Raw genomic sequence first — 15,594 nt, 5'->3', positions numbered from 1 at the left:
TATGAGCAGTGTATTAAAACTTAATACTATTTCTTTTTCAAATAACGGAAAAAGAGTTGATTATGACTACACAGCTAGTAAGCATGTGCAAAAGTACTTGAATCAGAAGGAGGCCTACTATATAAAATATGGCATGGATGTTAGTGCCGTTCCGTACAGTATTTTAACGATTCCCTTTATTTCAAACATGCTACCAATCGCTTGGTTTGGAGGCTTTGATATAGAAGTTCCTGAGGTAGATGAAGATTTTTATAATGCCATGAAACTTGTTAAAGAGGCGTTTGCAAAACAATTTTCGGGTTACGAACTAACAGGAAATTTAATTACTCAAAAATTAGTAAAAAACAAAATAAAAGGTGAAAATACGGCCATGCTTTTTAGTGGTGGCGTTGATGCCTATGCCACATATATACGAATATATGATAAAACCCCAGATTTAGTAACTATTCTGGGAGCTGATATTGAAATAGAAGATGAGTCCCAATGGAATTCATTTACGAATTTTATAGAAAACGAAACACTATTAGCTAAAAATAAAAAGCAATACATAGAAACTAATGTTAGAAGTTTCTACACGTATCAAGTTGAACTTTTACTTAAAGATATTGGCTGGTGGGGAAAGGTTCAACATGGTTTGTCTCTTATTGGGTCGCTTGCGCCTCTTTCTTATATAAAATCCTATACTCATATTTTTATCGCATCCTCGTATACAGAGGCCATTGATATTGCTTGGGGGTCAACTCCAAAAATAGACGAAAACATATCATGGGCAGGAATTAAAGTACATCATGATGGCTACGAGCTAAAAAGGCAGGACAAAGTAGATTTAATTACTAAGTTTGCAGCAAAAAACAATACCGATTTTAAGCTGCGGGTATGCTATTCTGAACTTAGAAATAGTTTTAATTGCAGCCATTGTGAGAAATGTTACAGAACCATATTAGGTATTATATTAAATGGGAAGAACCCTAATGACTATGGCTTTAATGTTGATAAGAATATATACAAAGATATATTTGAGGTACTAAATATAGGTGGTGCAAGTAAAGGTATGCAGTATTTTTGGTGGGAACTTATGGAAAAAGCAAAAACGAGTAAATCTGTTTTCGTCTTTGAAAACGAAGCACAAGAAAAAATAAAATTAGATAGAATACGGAATGGCGAAATTCACCAACTTTTAGAAAGAAAAATAAACAACCCAAACAAATTTTCGGATAAAATAAAATTTATAGCTAGAAATAAATTTTCAGGTGTTTATAAACTTTTAAAAAAATATAGACATTAAATATTATGAAACATCCATAACTTAATCCTGATACCTAAGGGAATGATTAAATGGATGCTGCGTGACCAATAAAAAACAATAGATACAAACACATGAAATACGGATTACTTAAATACGACGAGAATAAACGTTTTTTTAATGTTGGCGATAATATACAAAGCTTAGCCGCTAAACAATTTTTACCAAAGGTGGATATCTTTTTAAACAGAGAAAGACTAGCAGACTATAAAGGTGAGAAAACAAAATTGATTATGAACGGGTGGTTTACTCATAACATACATAATTGGGTGCCTTCTGATGATATATCACCAGTATTTGTATCGTTTCACATGAATAATACAGCAGCCCCATCGATGCTAAGCGACAAAGGCATTGCCTATTTAAAAAAACATGAACCCATTGGTTGTAGAGACCAATTTACTGCCGACACCCTAATAGCAAAGGGAATCGATGCTTACTTTACCGGCTGTTTAACACTTACGCTAGATTCCTATAAAGTTGATGATTCTCTAAGAGATTATAAAGTTTATATAGTCGACCCGCTTTATAGTTATCCAAGACCAGAGAAAATATTTTATAATGTTAAGGCTACAATAAGAAACATTTTGAATGGAACTGCATTTCAATTATCAAAAAAGAAAAAACACTTAAAGAATTTTATTAGTGAGGACATATTAAACTCCGCAGAATTTATAAATCAGGAACCTCCATCAAACACTTACACAGATGACGAGAAATTTGAAATGGCAGAAACATTATTAAAAAAATATGCTAAGGCAAAGTTAGTGATTACCTCTAGGATACATTGTGCCCTACCCTGCTTAGCGCTTGGAACGCCTGTAATTTTTGTTAACGGTTTTGATAGTTTTGTTGATTCATGCAGATTTGATGGCATTTTGGAGCTATTCAACCGTATAGACATTAATAGTAAAACTGGTGAATTTTCATCAAATTTTGACTTAAATGGTAAAATTGATAGCAATACAAATGTAAAAAACCTTGAAAAGCATCATGATTTAGCTAATGCATTGAAAGAAAAAGTTAAAAGCCATTTAAAATAGTCTCAATGAAACTTGTATATCTTGCTAATAGAATAGACGGCCCAGGAGGACTGGAACGAGTTTTGTCAATAAAAGCTAGTCTTTTGGCAGATCGATACAATTATGAAATTGATATTATAACTTTAAACCAGGATAATAGGGATTTATTTTATGATTTTAGTTCTAAAATCAACTATCATAACATTACAGTGCAAGGAAATAACCTAGTATACATATATAAATATATAACTGAGCTTAGAAGCATAGTTCAAAAATTGAATCCAGATATCATAGCTGTTTGTGATGATGGATTAAAAGGTTTTTTTGTTCCACTAATATTAGGAAAGCCATGCCCTATGATTTACGAGAGACATGTTTCTAAAAATGTGGAAATTAAAACGGGTAGCTTACTAGGTAAAATTATAGGTGGTCTAAAATTTAGTATGATGAATTTTGGAGGAAAATTTTATAATCACTTTATAGTGTTAACCAACGGTAACCTAAATGAATGGAGGTTTGAAAACATTAAAGTTATACCAAATCCTCTTTCATTTTACCCAGAAGAACAAAGTACATTAAATAACAAAAAAGCAATAACTGTAGGCAAACAAAGCTATCAAAAAGGATATGATAGACTGTTAAAAAGTTGGAAAGAAGTTAATAAAAAGCACCCAGATTGGTCCTTAGATATTTTTGGAACGATAAGTAAAGATGAAGATTTTAGTGCTTTAGCTAAAAAATTAGGTGTTAATAAAAGTGTGAATTTCTACCCTCCCGTCAAAAATATTGCTGATAAATACAAAGAAGCATCTATCTATGTCATGTCTTCTAGATATGAAGGGTTTGGTATGGTTTTAACGGAAGCAATGGCATATGGTGTACCTTGTGTTTCTTTTGATTGCCCATATGGTCCTTCAGATATTATATCACAAAATAAAAATGGTTTTCTAGTTGAAAATGGTAATATTAGCGAATTGGCAAACAAAATTATCAAGTTGATGGAAGATACTGATTTAAGAAAATCTATGGGTAAAAATGCCAGAAAAGATGTAGAAAAATATTTACCCGAAAAGGTAGTTTCCCAATGGGATCAATTATTTCAAAGCTTAATTTCTAACGCATAAGCATGAACATAGTATTTATTATTGATCAGGTTTATAGGCATGGCGGTATTGAAAGAGTGCTTTCAATAAAAGCAAATTATTTTGCAAAAAATCGTGATAATAAAATTTCTATACTCACTACTGAACAAAAACATAAAAAGCCATGTTATAATTTTGATGATCTTATTTTTTTTCAGGATTTAAGTATAAACTATTTCCGTGATAAATCATATTTTCATCCCTTAAATCTTTTAAAATCAATAAAGCATTTATTTAGGTTAAGAAAAGTTATAAATCAAATAGCACCTGATATCGTTGTTGTTTGCAGTCATAGTACCGATACACATTTTGTGCCTTTTATAAATAAATCGATTCCGAAAATTAAAGAGTTTCATTATTCAAAATTCATTGAAGAAAAAAAGCGTAATAAGAAAGGAATAACTTTTAAGAAGCTATTTTTTTTAATTACTGATTATGTTGAATCAAAGTATAATCGGCTAGTAATATTAAATCCAGACGAAACAAAATATTATAAAAGTGATAATACCATTGTAATTCCTAATCCCTTAACTTTTTTTCCATATGAAGTTTCAAATCTTTCTAACAAAATAATTATTTCTGCTGGAAGAATAGCTCCTGTTAAAGGATATGATTTACTAATAGATATATGGGGAATAGCCAGAACTAACATTCCAAATTGGAAATTGCATATTTACGGTGATGGTAATATTGATTATATTGCACAATTACAAAGGAAAATTGATAAAGCAAACCTTCAAGAAAGTATAATTCTGAAAGGTTCAACAAATGAGGTAAAAAACAAAATGTTAGGTGCTTCTATTTTTGTAATGACGTCTCATAATGAATGTTTTCCATTGGTATTACTAGAGGCACAAGCTTGTGGATTGCCAATTATTTCGTTTGACTGCCCAAATGGCCCTAGAAATATCATAAATGATAATAATGGGATATTAATTCCGCTGGGTGACAATGAATTATTTGCAAATAAATTAGTCTCATTAGCAAACGAAAAAGAGCTACTTATTACTATGGGTAAAAATGCACGTGAAAACGCAAATAATTATAATGTTGAAAAAATAATGACAATGTGGAGCGATATGTTTGAAAGAATACTTAAAGAAAGGAGCAATTAAAAATGAAATTTGTAATATTTATTTTCAAAATCTTTTTGATTCCTCATATTATTCTTTATAAAATGAGTAGAAACAGAGTTGATATAAATAAAGATATTGACCGTTGGGCTAATGCTCAGAACAAAAGCGGAAGTAAAGCCTCTTTGTTATTAAATTTATTGGCTTATTCTTCAGATTTCAGAACCATCTTTTATTTTAGAAATCGTGGTATTATATCTAGTGTATTAAATCTATATTGTCCGAAAGAAAAATATTTCCGAATAGATATCAGTACAAAATTAGGTGGCGGAGTTTTAACAGGGCATCCGTATAGTACCATCTTAAATGCAGAAAGTATCGGTGAAAATTTTTATGTTAATCATTTAGTAACGGTTGGTGAAGTGAATGGAAAAAGACCTACTATTGGCAATAACGTGTCAATTTACACAGGTGCCATAGTTATTGGAGATATTACTATTGGTAATAATGTAAACATAGGTGCTGGCGCTGTTGTGGTAAAAGATGTGCCTGATAATTGCACAGTCGTCGGAAATCCTGCGAAAATTGTAAAACATAAAGGCGAGTAAATTTAGTTAATCAAAATGTCCAATTTCTATTCCATCGCTGTCATAATTATTCTTACAACGAAATTATTGTTAATTCACAGATTAAACATTGCACAATCGTCCAAATACTGTATGTTAGCGGTATTATTTTTCATCCCTCATAAATAAATTTAAAGCTATTAGAGTGCTAATATAGTGCTTAAGAGAATGTACAATTAAAATTCACTTTTGCACATAATTTGATATAAAATAATAACCAAATGAGCTTACTTTCTACCCTGCAAAATTCTATTCAAGACAATTTCGAAAACAACGCATTTTTTTTAAATGACGTATTTTATAGTTATAAAGATTTTGCTCAAGAAATATCTAATATTAGAGCGGTTTTAAAAAAGAAAACTAAAAAAAACGAACTCAATATTGGACTCGTATCCAATAATGACGTACAAACATATGCTTCCATAATCGCATTATGGATGGAAGGAAAAGCTTATGTTCCATTGAATCCTGAGTTTCCAATAGAAAGAAATACATCCATTATAAAACAAGCAGAAATTCTAACTATTCTTGATTCATCAAAAAGTATAATATATAGCGGTCATCAAACAATACTTACCAAAAAATTGGATCAAACAAAGATTGATTTAACTCCTAATGAATTTTTAAATGATGCACTTGCTTATATTTTGTTTACTTCTGGTACTACTGGTGTTTCTAAAGGGGTCCCTATCACTTTCGGTAATCTAGCAGGTTTAACTGACGCCTTTTGGGAACTAAATTACCCTTATAATAATCAAGATAAATGTTTACAAATGTTCGAGCTAACATTTGATTTTTCAGTAATGGCATATTTATTTCCATTGCTTAAAGGAGCTTGTATATATACCATTCCAAAAGACCAAATAAAATATAGCTACATATATGAATTGATGGAAGACCATGGTTTAACAATTCTTCCTATGGTCCCTTCAATACTCCACTATTTAAGACCATATTTTAATGAGATTCTTTGCGAAAATGTAAAACTAAGTCTCTTTTGTGGAGAAGCACTTCCATTAGACATAACTGAAGAATGGAGCAATTGCATACCAAATGCTTCTATTGCCAACGTATATGGACCGACGGAGTGCACTGTTTTTTGCACAGATTACACCTATAAGCGTGGAGCAAATAATAAAACAGATAACGGTATTTTGTCAGTTGGTAAAGACATGAAAAACACTGTTACTATTATCGTTGATGATAATAACAATGAAGTACCTACAGGTGAAAAAGGAGAATTATGCTTAAGTGGCAGTCAGTTAACTCCAGGATATTGGAAAAACGAAGAAAAAAACAAAGAAGTCTTCTTTTACAAAGAAAAGAACGGAAGCGAAACTAGGTTTTATAGAACAGGAGACCTATGCAGAATAGACGAAGACGGAGATATTCTGTATTTAGGTAGAGTTGATTTTCAAGCAAAAATACAAGGGTTTAGGGTTGAATTATCTGAAATTGAATTTCACGCAAAACAAGCCATTGAAAAAACCAATATAGCTGCTATAGCTTTCCCCAATAATTTAAATAATACTACTGAGGTTGGGTTGGTTATAGAATCCGAAAAGTTCGAAACGAATGATTTATTGGACTATATGAAAAAGAAAATGCCCCAATACATGATTCCAAGTCAGATACGCTTTATAGATAGCTTTCCTTTGAACACAAATGGAAAGACCGATAGAAATAAATTGAAAAATCTTTTTAATTAATACTCAATAAAATGAATTTGCAACAAGAACTATGTAATTCCATTTTACAACACCATGATAGAGTGGCATTTGTCATTAATCATGTTGAGCACACCTATAAGGATTTAGCTTTTTCAATTTCTAGCATTAGAAGAGAAATAGAGGATAAAATCCCAAGCGATGAGATACAAATTGGACTAGTCGCAAATAATGATTTACAAACCTATGCCGCAATATTTGCTATTTGGTTTGAAGGGAAATCTTTTGTGCCAATCGATTTAGAAAGCCCAGAAGAGCGAAATAATAATATTATAAGCCAAACCAATCTGAGTTTTGTAATAGATTCTTCGGATGAACCAACTTTTAAAAAATTAAATACGGTTTTATCAAAATCATTATCGGGCGATTTTGATCTCTCAAAAGTTAAAACCATTCCTAATGAATCCACTGCGTACATTCTGTTTACATCTGGTACAACCGGCATTCCTAAAGGGGTTCCAATTACATTTAATAATTTAATAGCTTTCCGTGAAGCTTTTTATGATTTCGGAATTGAACTTAACAAGGACGACAGATGCCTGCAAATGTTTGGCTTAACCTTTGACGTCTCGGTCATGTCCTACATGCTTCCAGTTCTTAAAGGGGCAAGAATATATACCATTCCAAAAGATGAAATAAAATTCAATTATATTTTTGAATTGATACAGGATGAAAAATTAACTTATGCCTTAATGGTTCCTTCAATATTGCATTATCTAAGACCTTACTTTGAGGAAATTGATTCTCCTTATCTAAGGTATTGTTTGCTTTGTGGAGAAGGTTTGCCTCAAGATGTAACGGAGGAACTTGCTCAAAGATTGCCGAATACGGAGATAATGAACGTATATGGCCCAACTGAATGTACTATGCTATGTACTGGTTATAAATACAAAAGTGTAGAATCAAAGGATAAATCCCATAATGGAATTGTATCAATTGGAAAACCATGGAAATCAGTTGATGTTATCATCATTGATGAAGCTAATAATATTTTGGAGACTGGCGAAAAAGGAGAATTGTGCTTGGCAGGATCACTTTTAACTCCCGGGTATTGGAATAATCAAAAGAAAAACGAAGAAGCATTTTTTTATATAGATTACAAAGGAAAAAGAACCCGGTTTTATAAAACAGGTGATTTGTGCTATATGGATAAAGATGATGATATTATGTTCTTAGGAAGGATCGATTTTCAAGCCAAAGTACAGGGTGGTTATCGTGTTGAATTATCAGAAATTGAATTATATGCAAAAAAGGGATTGGATAAAACGAATGTGGTAGCGGTAGCCTATACAAATAAAATTGGAACAACTAATATTGGGTTGGTAATTGAATCAGAGAATTTTGATACAACAATTTTTATTAAATATTTAAAAGAACATTTACCGAGTTACATGATACCTTCCCAAATAAAATTTGCAGAAAATTTTCCATTAAATGTTAATGGAAAAATTGATAGGAATGAATTAAAAAAAATGTTTGATTAAAATAATATAATTTAAAAAAAGTAAAACTATGGAAAGCAAAATTGTAAAAGATAAAATAAAAGAAGTTTTAATATCAGTATTGGAACACAATAATTTTGAAATGATAGATGAATTGACGGCACAAGATGTAGATGGGTGGGATTCGCTTTCACATATGATGATTATTACCAAGATTGAAGATAAATTTAATATAAAATTCAAAATTCGCGATTTAAACAAGTTAAAAAATATGGGTTCATTGGTATCAGTAATCCAATCAAAAATTTAATTTTAAAAGTATGATTTTTAATTCATTTGATTTTGTCATATTTTTAATTATAGTGCTAATACTCTATTGGTTTGTTTTTAAAAAAACGGCCTTATTACAAAACATACTACTATTAATATCAAGTTTTATTTTTTATGTTTGGGCTGATTGGAGGTTTGTGTTTCTGTTAATAGCAAGCATATTAGTTAATTATTATTTGGGCATTAAAATCCGTAATCTTTCGCATAATGAAAAATTACAGAAAAGATTTTTAAATGCCGGACTAGTATTTAATATTGGGTTGCTATTGTACTTCAAGTATTTCAATTTTTTCTATGAAGGCTTTTATAAAGTATTGAATGTGTTTTACTCTGATCTAAGCTATAGCACGCTTTCAATTTTGCTTCCATTAGGTATAAGTTTTTTTACTTTTCAGACCATAGGCTATATTATCGATGTATATAATGAAGAGATAGACCCGAGTGAAGACTTACTAGAGTTTTCGGTTTTTATTGCCTTTTTTCCGAAATTACTTTCAGGCCCAATAGAAAGGTTAAAAGGCTTTATGCCTCAAATCCAAATTAAAAGAGAATTTTCCTATGCTCAATCCGTAGATGGGTTACGTCAAATATTATGGGGGCTGTTTGCCAAAGTAGTAGTGGCAGAAAATTGTGCTGCTATTGCTAACCCAATATTCAATAGTTATGAAGATAAATCAGGAAGTGTGTTATTGATAGGAGGATTTTTTTATGCCATACAAGTTTATGCTGATTTTTCAGGGTATTCAAATATGGCGATCGGTATTTCAAAACTATTCGGAATCAATCTTAGCCGTAATTTTGCAACTCCGTTTTATTCAACAAATATTAGTGATATGTGGAAAAAATGGCACATATCATTAACGTCTTGGATGATGGATTATGTTTTTACGCCACTTTCATTCACTTTAAGAAGATACCAAAAAAGGGGGCTGGCAATCTCAATTATAGCTACTTTTATTTTGGTTGGATTTTGGCATGGGGCGAACTGGACATATATTGTGTTCGGATTACTTCATGGTCTTTATTTTGTTCCTTTGGTGTATTCCGGTAAAATGAATAGTTCGTATATTGTTGCCAATGGCAAGTTTCTGCCATCATTTAAAGAATTTTATAAAATGTTTCTGCTATTCATGCTCGTAATGTTAACAGATTTTATTTTTAGAGCTGATAATATTTCCGTTGCATTTAGTTATTACGGAAAAATTTTCTCGACAAGTCTATTGGATTACCCAATAGGGTATTTAAGCACCGATGTAATTGTGGCCGTTGGTTTAATATCTATTTTTCTTTTTGTTGAATGGATTCATAGAATGAAAAAACATGATTTTGAAATAAGTCATTATAATGCGTATGTAAGATGGTCATCATACATTACGCTGTTTTTCTTTATTGTGATTTTTGGCAGAAGTTCGGAATCATTTATTTATTTTCAATTTTAGATAATTATGAAGGTATTTATAATAAAACTAACCATCTTTTTTGCTATCTGTTTGAGCATTATTACCGTAGTTCTAGTTAATTATGGTGGTAATGTAGATTACTTTTATGAAAAATTCACAACACCTAAGGCAAAATCAATGATAATTGCTGATTCAAGAGGTTTCCAAGGGATACAGCCGAGTGTAATTGACAATTATTTTGAAGGAAAAGGATATGACCTGCCAATACTTAACTTTGGGTTTACAATTGCTCAAGCAGTAATTGGCCCTTTGTATAATAAAAGTATTTTTAAAAAATTGGATACCACATCAAATAATGGCATTTTTATTATATCAATAACTCCAGATATGATAGCTTCCAGAAAAAATTATGACAATAAAAAAGGTGAATTTAGAGAAGCCGATCAACCTCCCCACAACATGAATTTTGTGGATATAAATCCTAATTACGAATATTTAATAAAAAATATCTCGTTTTTTCATTTTAAAGGCATGTTTAGAAAAAGTTCTACCTTACACAAGGATGGTTGGTTAGAAGAAACTAATCTGCCAAAAAGTGAGGCTGTTTATAATGAGTGGAGTAAAAACCAAATAGCCATGTACCTAAGGGATATAGATAATTATGAATTATCTCCCCTAAGAATACAAAGTTTGGATACTTTGATGAAACGATTAAGTAACTTTGGTAAAGTATTTTTACTTAGAATGCCAATAAGTAAAGAATTTTTAGGATATGAAGAATATTTTTACCCTGAATTTGATGGAATCATAGATTCACTAACAAAAAATCAAAATATTCCCTATTTTAATTTCACTAAAATCGATAAGATTTATAAAACTTATGACGGCCATCATTTAGATAAATATTCAGGAAAAATATTTACTAAAGACTTATGTGATTTAATTGAAAATAGTTTAAAAAAGCAACAATAATATGAATACTCTAGTACCCATAGATTGGTACTATCCATTGTATCTTAATCTGTCTTTTTTTTTAGCTCTTTTTACCTTTTTTCATGCATTAATTTTGGACTTAGATGATAAAAAAAACTTAGTTTATATTAATTTCATAGGTTATCTTTTATTGTTTTTTTTAATAATCCATATTGGACAAAGACCTATTAGCGCAAGGTTTGGTGATACCACGAATTATTACAAATCGTATTTAGCATATGCTAATGGGGCTCCTATAAATGATGCAAATGATTATGGTTGGCATATATTTATGAAAGCCATGGCTAGTATAACTTCAATACACACTTTCTTTACTGTTTGTGCCGTTATTTACATCTTTCCAATGTATCGTATTTCTAAACTGTACTTTAAGGAGTATTGGTTTTATGCTTTTTTTATGTTTATTATTTCATTTTCATTTTGGACCTATGGAGTTAATGGAATGAGAAACGGAGCTGCATGTTCCCTTTTTTTATGGGGAGTTACTTATCAAAGAAATAAAGTAGTAATGAGTCTGTTCTTTTTAATTGCAGTTCTTTTTCATAAAACAACATTATTACCAATTTTTGCTTTCATTGCAACATCTTATTTTAATAATCCAAAAGTATATTTTAAAATTTGGTTATTATGCATTCCTTTATCTCTTACATTGGGAACTGTTTGGGTTTCACTATTTGCTAATTTAGGATTTGGAGGTGACGATAGACTCGCGGGATATTTAACTAGTCAAGCTGAAGCAGGCACTTTTTCTCAAACAGGTTTTCGATGGGATTTTCTTTTTCACAGCACATTTGCTGTTTTTGCCGGATGGTATTTTGTGCTTAAAAAGAAGTTTGTCGACCAAATTTACTTTCAGCTACTTAATACTTATTTAATATGTAATGGTTTTTGGATTTTAGTAATTAATGCTAATTATTCTAATAGATTTGCCTATTTGTCTTGGTTTATGATGGCTATAGTAATAATATACCCGCTTTTGAAAGAACGCTTCTTTATTAATCAACATTTAATGATTGGAAAGGTAATGGTTCTTTATTTCTCTTTCACTTATTTTATGTATTATTTTTTCTGGGGATAAAAATAAAAAAAATCAACTATGAAAACAATTACAGTATTTACCCCAGCTTATAACAGAGCCTATTGTCTTGACCAATGCTATCAAAGCTTATTAAGGCAAACTAAAAACGACTTTATTTGGCTAATCATTGACGATGGCTCTACAGATAACACTAAAGAGCTCGTGCAATCTTGGATTAATGAGAATAAAATTGAAATCAACTACTATTATCAAAAAAATCAAGGGATGCATGGTGCTCATAATGCAGCTTATAGGTTAATAAAAACAAAATTAAATACCTGTATTGATAGTGACGATTTTATGCCAGACGATGCCATTGAAAAAATACTGGATAATTGGGAAAAAATTAAAAATTACAATAAGTTTGCCGGATTAGTTGGACTTGATGCAAATAACAATGGAAAAATAATAGGATCTAAAATGCCCAATGATTTAAATGAAACTACTCTTAGCGAAATCTATGAAAAGCATGGCGTTAAAGGTGATAAAAAGCTGGTTCTTAGAACTGAAATAGTTAAAAAATACCCGCCCTACCCTATTTTTGAAGGTGAACGTTTTGTGCCGTTAGGCTATTTATATAAACTCATAGATCAAGATTACAAACTGTTCCCAATAAATGAGGTACTCTGTATTGTGGAGTATTTAGAAGATGGCTCCAGCCGAAATATGCTCAAACAATACAGAAGGCATCCACAGGGTTTTGCTTTTTCAAGAAAAAATAGAATGTTATTGGCTACTAATTTTAAAGAAGTATTTAAAAACGCCATTCATTATGTGTCCAGTTCGATGTTTATAAAAAATGGCAGGTTTTTACAGGAATCTCCAAAAAAAATGGTTACTTTTTTAGCCATTCCCTTTGGTGTGTTATTGAATATTTATATAAGAATAAAAACCAAAAATAACTTGTAATGACACCAATAAGAGTTTTACAAGTTTTTACGATTATGGACAGAGGGGGGGCTGAATCGATGATTATGAACTATTATCGAAAGATAGATAGAAGTAAGATTCAGTTTGACTTTTTAGTACACCGAAACAAAAAAGCGGCTTATGATGATGAGATAAAAGCTTTGGGTGGAAACATCTATAAACTACCTTCGATAAACCCGTTTTATCCCAAATCTTATTATAAAAAATTAAGAGCTCTTTTTGACGCGCATAATGACTATAGTATAGTGCATTCGCATATAAATACATTTAGTTGCTTTCCATTAAAAATTGCTAGAGAGTTTAATATTCCATGTAGAATAGCACATGCGCATATTGCCCTCGATACCTTTAGTTTAAGAACTATTATTAGAAATAATGTAGATGTAAGCGAAGTTTTAAAACACATCATTAAGCTTTTTTTGAGAAGGCGAATTAACAAATATCCCACACATTATTTTTCATGTGGACAAAAAGCTGGAAACTGGTTATTCGGAAACACTTCTTTTGAAAGGATGAATAATGCGATTGATTCAGAAAAATTTCAATATAATTCTGAGATTGAAAAAGAATACAAAGAAAAATTTAATTTAAAAGAGTCCATTGTAATTGGTCATATAGGCCGCTTTGATAGCCAGAAAAACCATAGTTTTTTACTCAATATATTTGCACAACTTTTAAAAAAAAATCCAAATAGTAAATTAATTTTAATTGGTGAGGGGCCTTTAAAGAGGAAAATAGAAAATGAAGCAAAGAATCTTGCTATTTATGAAGATATATTTTTCTTAGGCGTTCGCGACGATATCGTCGAATTGCTTCAAACAATGGATGTCTTTGTTTTTCCGTCAATATATGAAGGTTTACCCGTTACTTTAATTGAAGCGCAGTCTTCTGGTACGCCAATATTGGCTGCTGATACTATTTCTGAAGAAGTAAAAATAACAGACTTAATCGAATTTATATCATTAGATAAATCTCCGGAGTTTTGGGCTGAAAAAATAATGGATATTAAAAAGAATAACATGCCTAAAGCTGACACAAAAAATTTAATAATTGGAAATGGTTACGATATTATTTCTAATGTAAATAAATTACAAGATTTCTACCTTCAACAAAATACCAATAAATAATGGCAGGGTTAACTAAAAAATTATATAATAATGCACCTTATTTTATTAAATATATATTATTAAATATTAAAGGGTATTTAAACAAAAAAAAACGATTTAATAAAGATTTTAAACGTTTTTTGAAAGAGCATTTAGTATTATGGGAAGCTGATTTAAAAACTGTTGAGACTTATCAAAAAGAAAAGTTATCACTTCTTCTTTCAGAAGCTTTCAAATATTCCGAATGGTATTCTAGCATCATGAAACAACAAGGTATAACGCTAGATGCTATAGAGTCAAATCCGATGGAGGTTTTAATAAAAATGCCACTGCTTCTAAAGGATGATAGAAAAAATAAGGTGGACTTAATAGTAAATTCTAGTAGAGAAACCGTCATGTTAAATTATACCAGTGGCACCAGTGGTACTCCTATGGTTGATTATCTTGATTTGTACTCTTTAAACCAATCATTTGCTATATGGTATCGTTTTCATAAGGTCATTGGAATTAAAAACAATTGCAAACAGGTACGCCTTTCTGGTAATCTTATTGTAAGCCCTAAAACAAAAAAACCGCCTTTCTGGGTTTATAACAGTTTTAATAAGCAACTACTTATGTCTACCTACCATTTAACAGATGCTAATTTGAGCAGTTATATAAAAAAACTTAATACGTTTAAACCCAGTTTAATCGATGGCTATCCGTCGGCAATTTATATTCTTAGTCGATTTATAATTAAAAATAAATTGGTATTGAATTTTAAGCCAGATGCAATAGCCGTAACAGCAGAAACATTATACGATTACCAAAGGGATATTATAGAATCTGCGTTTAATTGTAAAGTGTTTAATCAATACGCCTCAAGTGAGGGAAGTCCCTTTATTACAGAATGCATTAATGGAAACTTACACCTAAACACAGACTCTGGTGTTTTTGAGTTTTTAAATATGGAGGGTGGTCCAGCTAAACCTGGTGATATCGCCAAATTGGTGGTAACGAGTTTCATTAATTATAAAACCCCCCTAATACGCTATGATATTGGTGATACCATACTGTTGGCCTCGGAAAATAAAAAATGTAATTGTGAATGTAGTATGCCTATAATTGAAAAAATTATTGGTCGAGAAGATGACATCTTATGGTCTGAAGAAAAAGGCTTTGTAGGCAGAATGGATACCGCTTATAAAGGTTTAACAGGTATTAAAAAAAGTCAACTCATCCAAGAAAATCCAAACCAACTGATAGTTAACATAGTTGTCGACAATGATTTTTCAGATGATGTTCAGAAAACATTAATAGCTAACTTAAAAGATCGTCTTGGGGAAAACATAAACTATCATGTTAATATCGTTGAAGAAATACCTACGGGGTCCAATGGTAAAATTGATGCCGTAAAAAGAAATTTTGAAATCAATATTTGAA

Annotated in this window: 14 protein-coding genes; all 14 read left to right on the top strand. The window is 30.8% G+C overall.

The genetic code is table 11. From position 1 onward, the window contains the following. Nucleotide 1: 1 nt before the first annotated feature. The 14 genes from V8G56_RS10985 to V8G56_RS10920 all read left to right on the top strand — a co-directional run bounded on the left by V8G56_RS10985 (nucleotide 2) and on the right by V8G56_RS10920 (nucleotide 15,593). Nucleotides 2–1,285, top strand: coding sequence for a hypothetical protein (locus V8G56_RS10985; RefSeq protein WP_395438500.1), 1,284 nt, complete (start codon nucleotides 2–4; stop codon nucleotides 1,283–1,285). A 92-nt stretch (nucleotides 1,286–1,377) separates the two neighbouring features. Then, complete coding sequence (locus V8G56_RS10980) at nucleotides 1,378–2,346, top strand: polysaccharide pyruvyl transferase family protein (protein WP_395438499.1); 969 nt, start codon at nucleotides 1,378–1,380, stop codon at nucleotides 2,344–2,346. Between the two features lie 5 nt (nucleotides 2,347–2,351). Beyond that, entirely contained in the window at nucleotides 2,352–3,449 is a 1,098-nt protein-coding gene (locus tag V8G56_RS10975) for a glycosyltransferase family 4 protein (RefSeq protein WP_395438498.1), read from the top strand. Nucleotides 3,450–3,451: 2 nt separating this feature from the next. Next, nucleotides 3,452–4,582: a glycosyltransferase family 4 protein gene (locus V8G56_RS10970; protein WP_395438497.1), complete on the top strand. Its 1,131-nt coding sequence runs from the start codon at nucleotides 3,452–3,454 to the stop codon at nucleotides 4,580–4,582. A 62-nt stretch (nucleotides 4,583–4,644) separates the two neighbouring features. Further along, entirely contained in the window at nucleotides 4,645–5,148 is a 504-nt protein-coding gene (locus tag V8G56_RS10965) for a serine O-acetyltransferase (RefSeq protein WP_395438496.1), read from the top strand. 239 nt (nucleotides 5,149–5,387) lie between these two features. After that, nucleotides 5,388–6,875 carry an AMP-binding protein gene (locus V8G56_RS10960; protein ID WP_395438495.1) on the top strand — a complete coding sequence of 496 codons (1,488 nt, stop codon included), beginning with the start codon at nucleotides 5,388–5,390 and terminating at the stop codon, nucleotides 6,873–6,875. An 11-nt stretch (nucleotides 6,876–6,886) separates the two neighbouring features. Beyond that, nucleotides 6,887–8,377, top strand: coding sequence for an AMP-binding protein (locus tag V8G56_RS10955; RefSeq protein WP_395438494.1), 1,491 nt, complete (start codon nucleotides 6,887–6,889; stop codon nucleotides 8,375–8,377). A gap of 28 nt (nucleotides 8,378–8,405) precedes the next feature. Beyond that, nucleotides 8,406–8,645 carry an acyl carrier protein gene (locus V8G56_RS10950; protein WP_395438493.1) on the top strand — a complete coding sequence of 80 codons (240 nt, stop codon included), beginning with the start codon at nucleotides 8,406–8,408 and terminating at the stop codon, nucleotides 8,643–8,645. A 10-nt stretch (nucleotides 8,646–8,655) separates the two neighbouring features. Beyond that, the gene (locus V8G56_RS10945; protein ID WP_395438492.1) at nucleotides 8,656–10,104 is read left to right on the top strand and encodes an MBOAT family O-acyltransferase; all 1,449 of its coding nucleotides are present in this window, start codon (nucleotides 8,656–8,658) and stop codon (nucleotides 10,102–10,104) included. A 6-nt stretch (nucleotides 10,105–10,110) separates the two neighbouring features. Continuing rightward, nucleotides 10,111–11,037: a hypothetical protein gene (locus tag V8G56_RS10940; RefSeq protein WP_395438491.1), complete on the top strand. Its 927-nt coding sequence runs from the start codon at nucleotides 10,111–10,113 to the stop codon at nucleotides 11,035–11,037. A gap of 1 nt (nucleotide 11,038) precedes the next feature. After that, a complete protein-coding gene (locus tag V8G56_RS10935; RefSeq protein ID WP_395438490.1) occupies nucleotides 11,039–12,136 on the top strand; it encodes an EpsG family protein in 1,098 nt (365 codons plus the stop codon). 18 nt (nucleotides 12,137–12,154) lie between these two features. Beyond that, nucleotides 12,155–13,045 carry a glycosyltransferase family 2 protein gene (locus V8G56_RS10930; RefSeq protein ID WP_395438489.1) on the top strand — a complete coding sequence of 297 codons (891 nt, stop codon included), beginning with the start codon at nucleotides 12,155–12,157 and terminating at the stop codon, nucleotides 13,043–13,045. Then, nucleotides 13,045–14,193, top strand: coding sequence for a glycosyltransferase family 1 protein (locus V8G56_RS10925; RefSeq protein WP_395438488.1), 1,149 nt, complete (start codon nucleotides 13,045–13,047; stop codon nucleotides 14,191–14,193). Before V8G56_RS10930 ends, V8G56_RS10925 begins: the two co-directional genes overlap by 1 nt. Beyond that, a complete protein-coding gene (locus V8G56_RS10920) occupies nucleotides 14,193–15,593 on the top strand; it encodes a phenylacetate--CoA ligase family protein (protein ID WP_395438487.1) in 1,401 nt (466 codons plus the stop codon). The genes V8G56_RS10925 and V8G56_RS10920 overlap by 1 nt, the downstream gene beginning before the upstream one ends. Nucleotide 15,594 lies beyond the last annotated feature (1 nt).

Source organism: Gaetbulibacter aquiaggeris, from assembly GCF_044003965.1.
GTDB lineage: Bacteria > Bacteroidota > Bacteroidia > Flavobacteriales > Flavobacteriaceae > Yeosuana > Yeosuana aquiaggeris.
The sequence above is the reverse complement of the archived record's forward strand: the minus strand, read 5'-3'. Positions and strand labels throughout refer to the sequence as shown.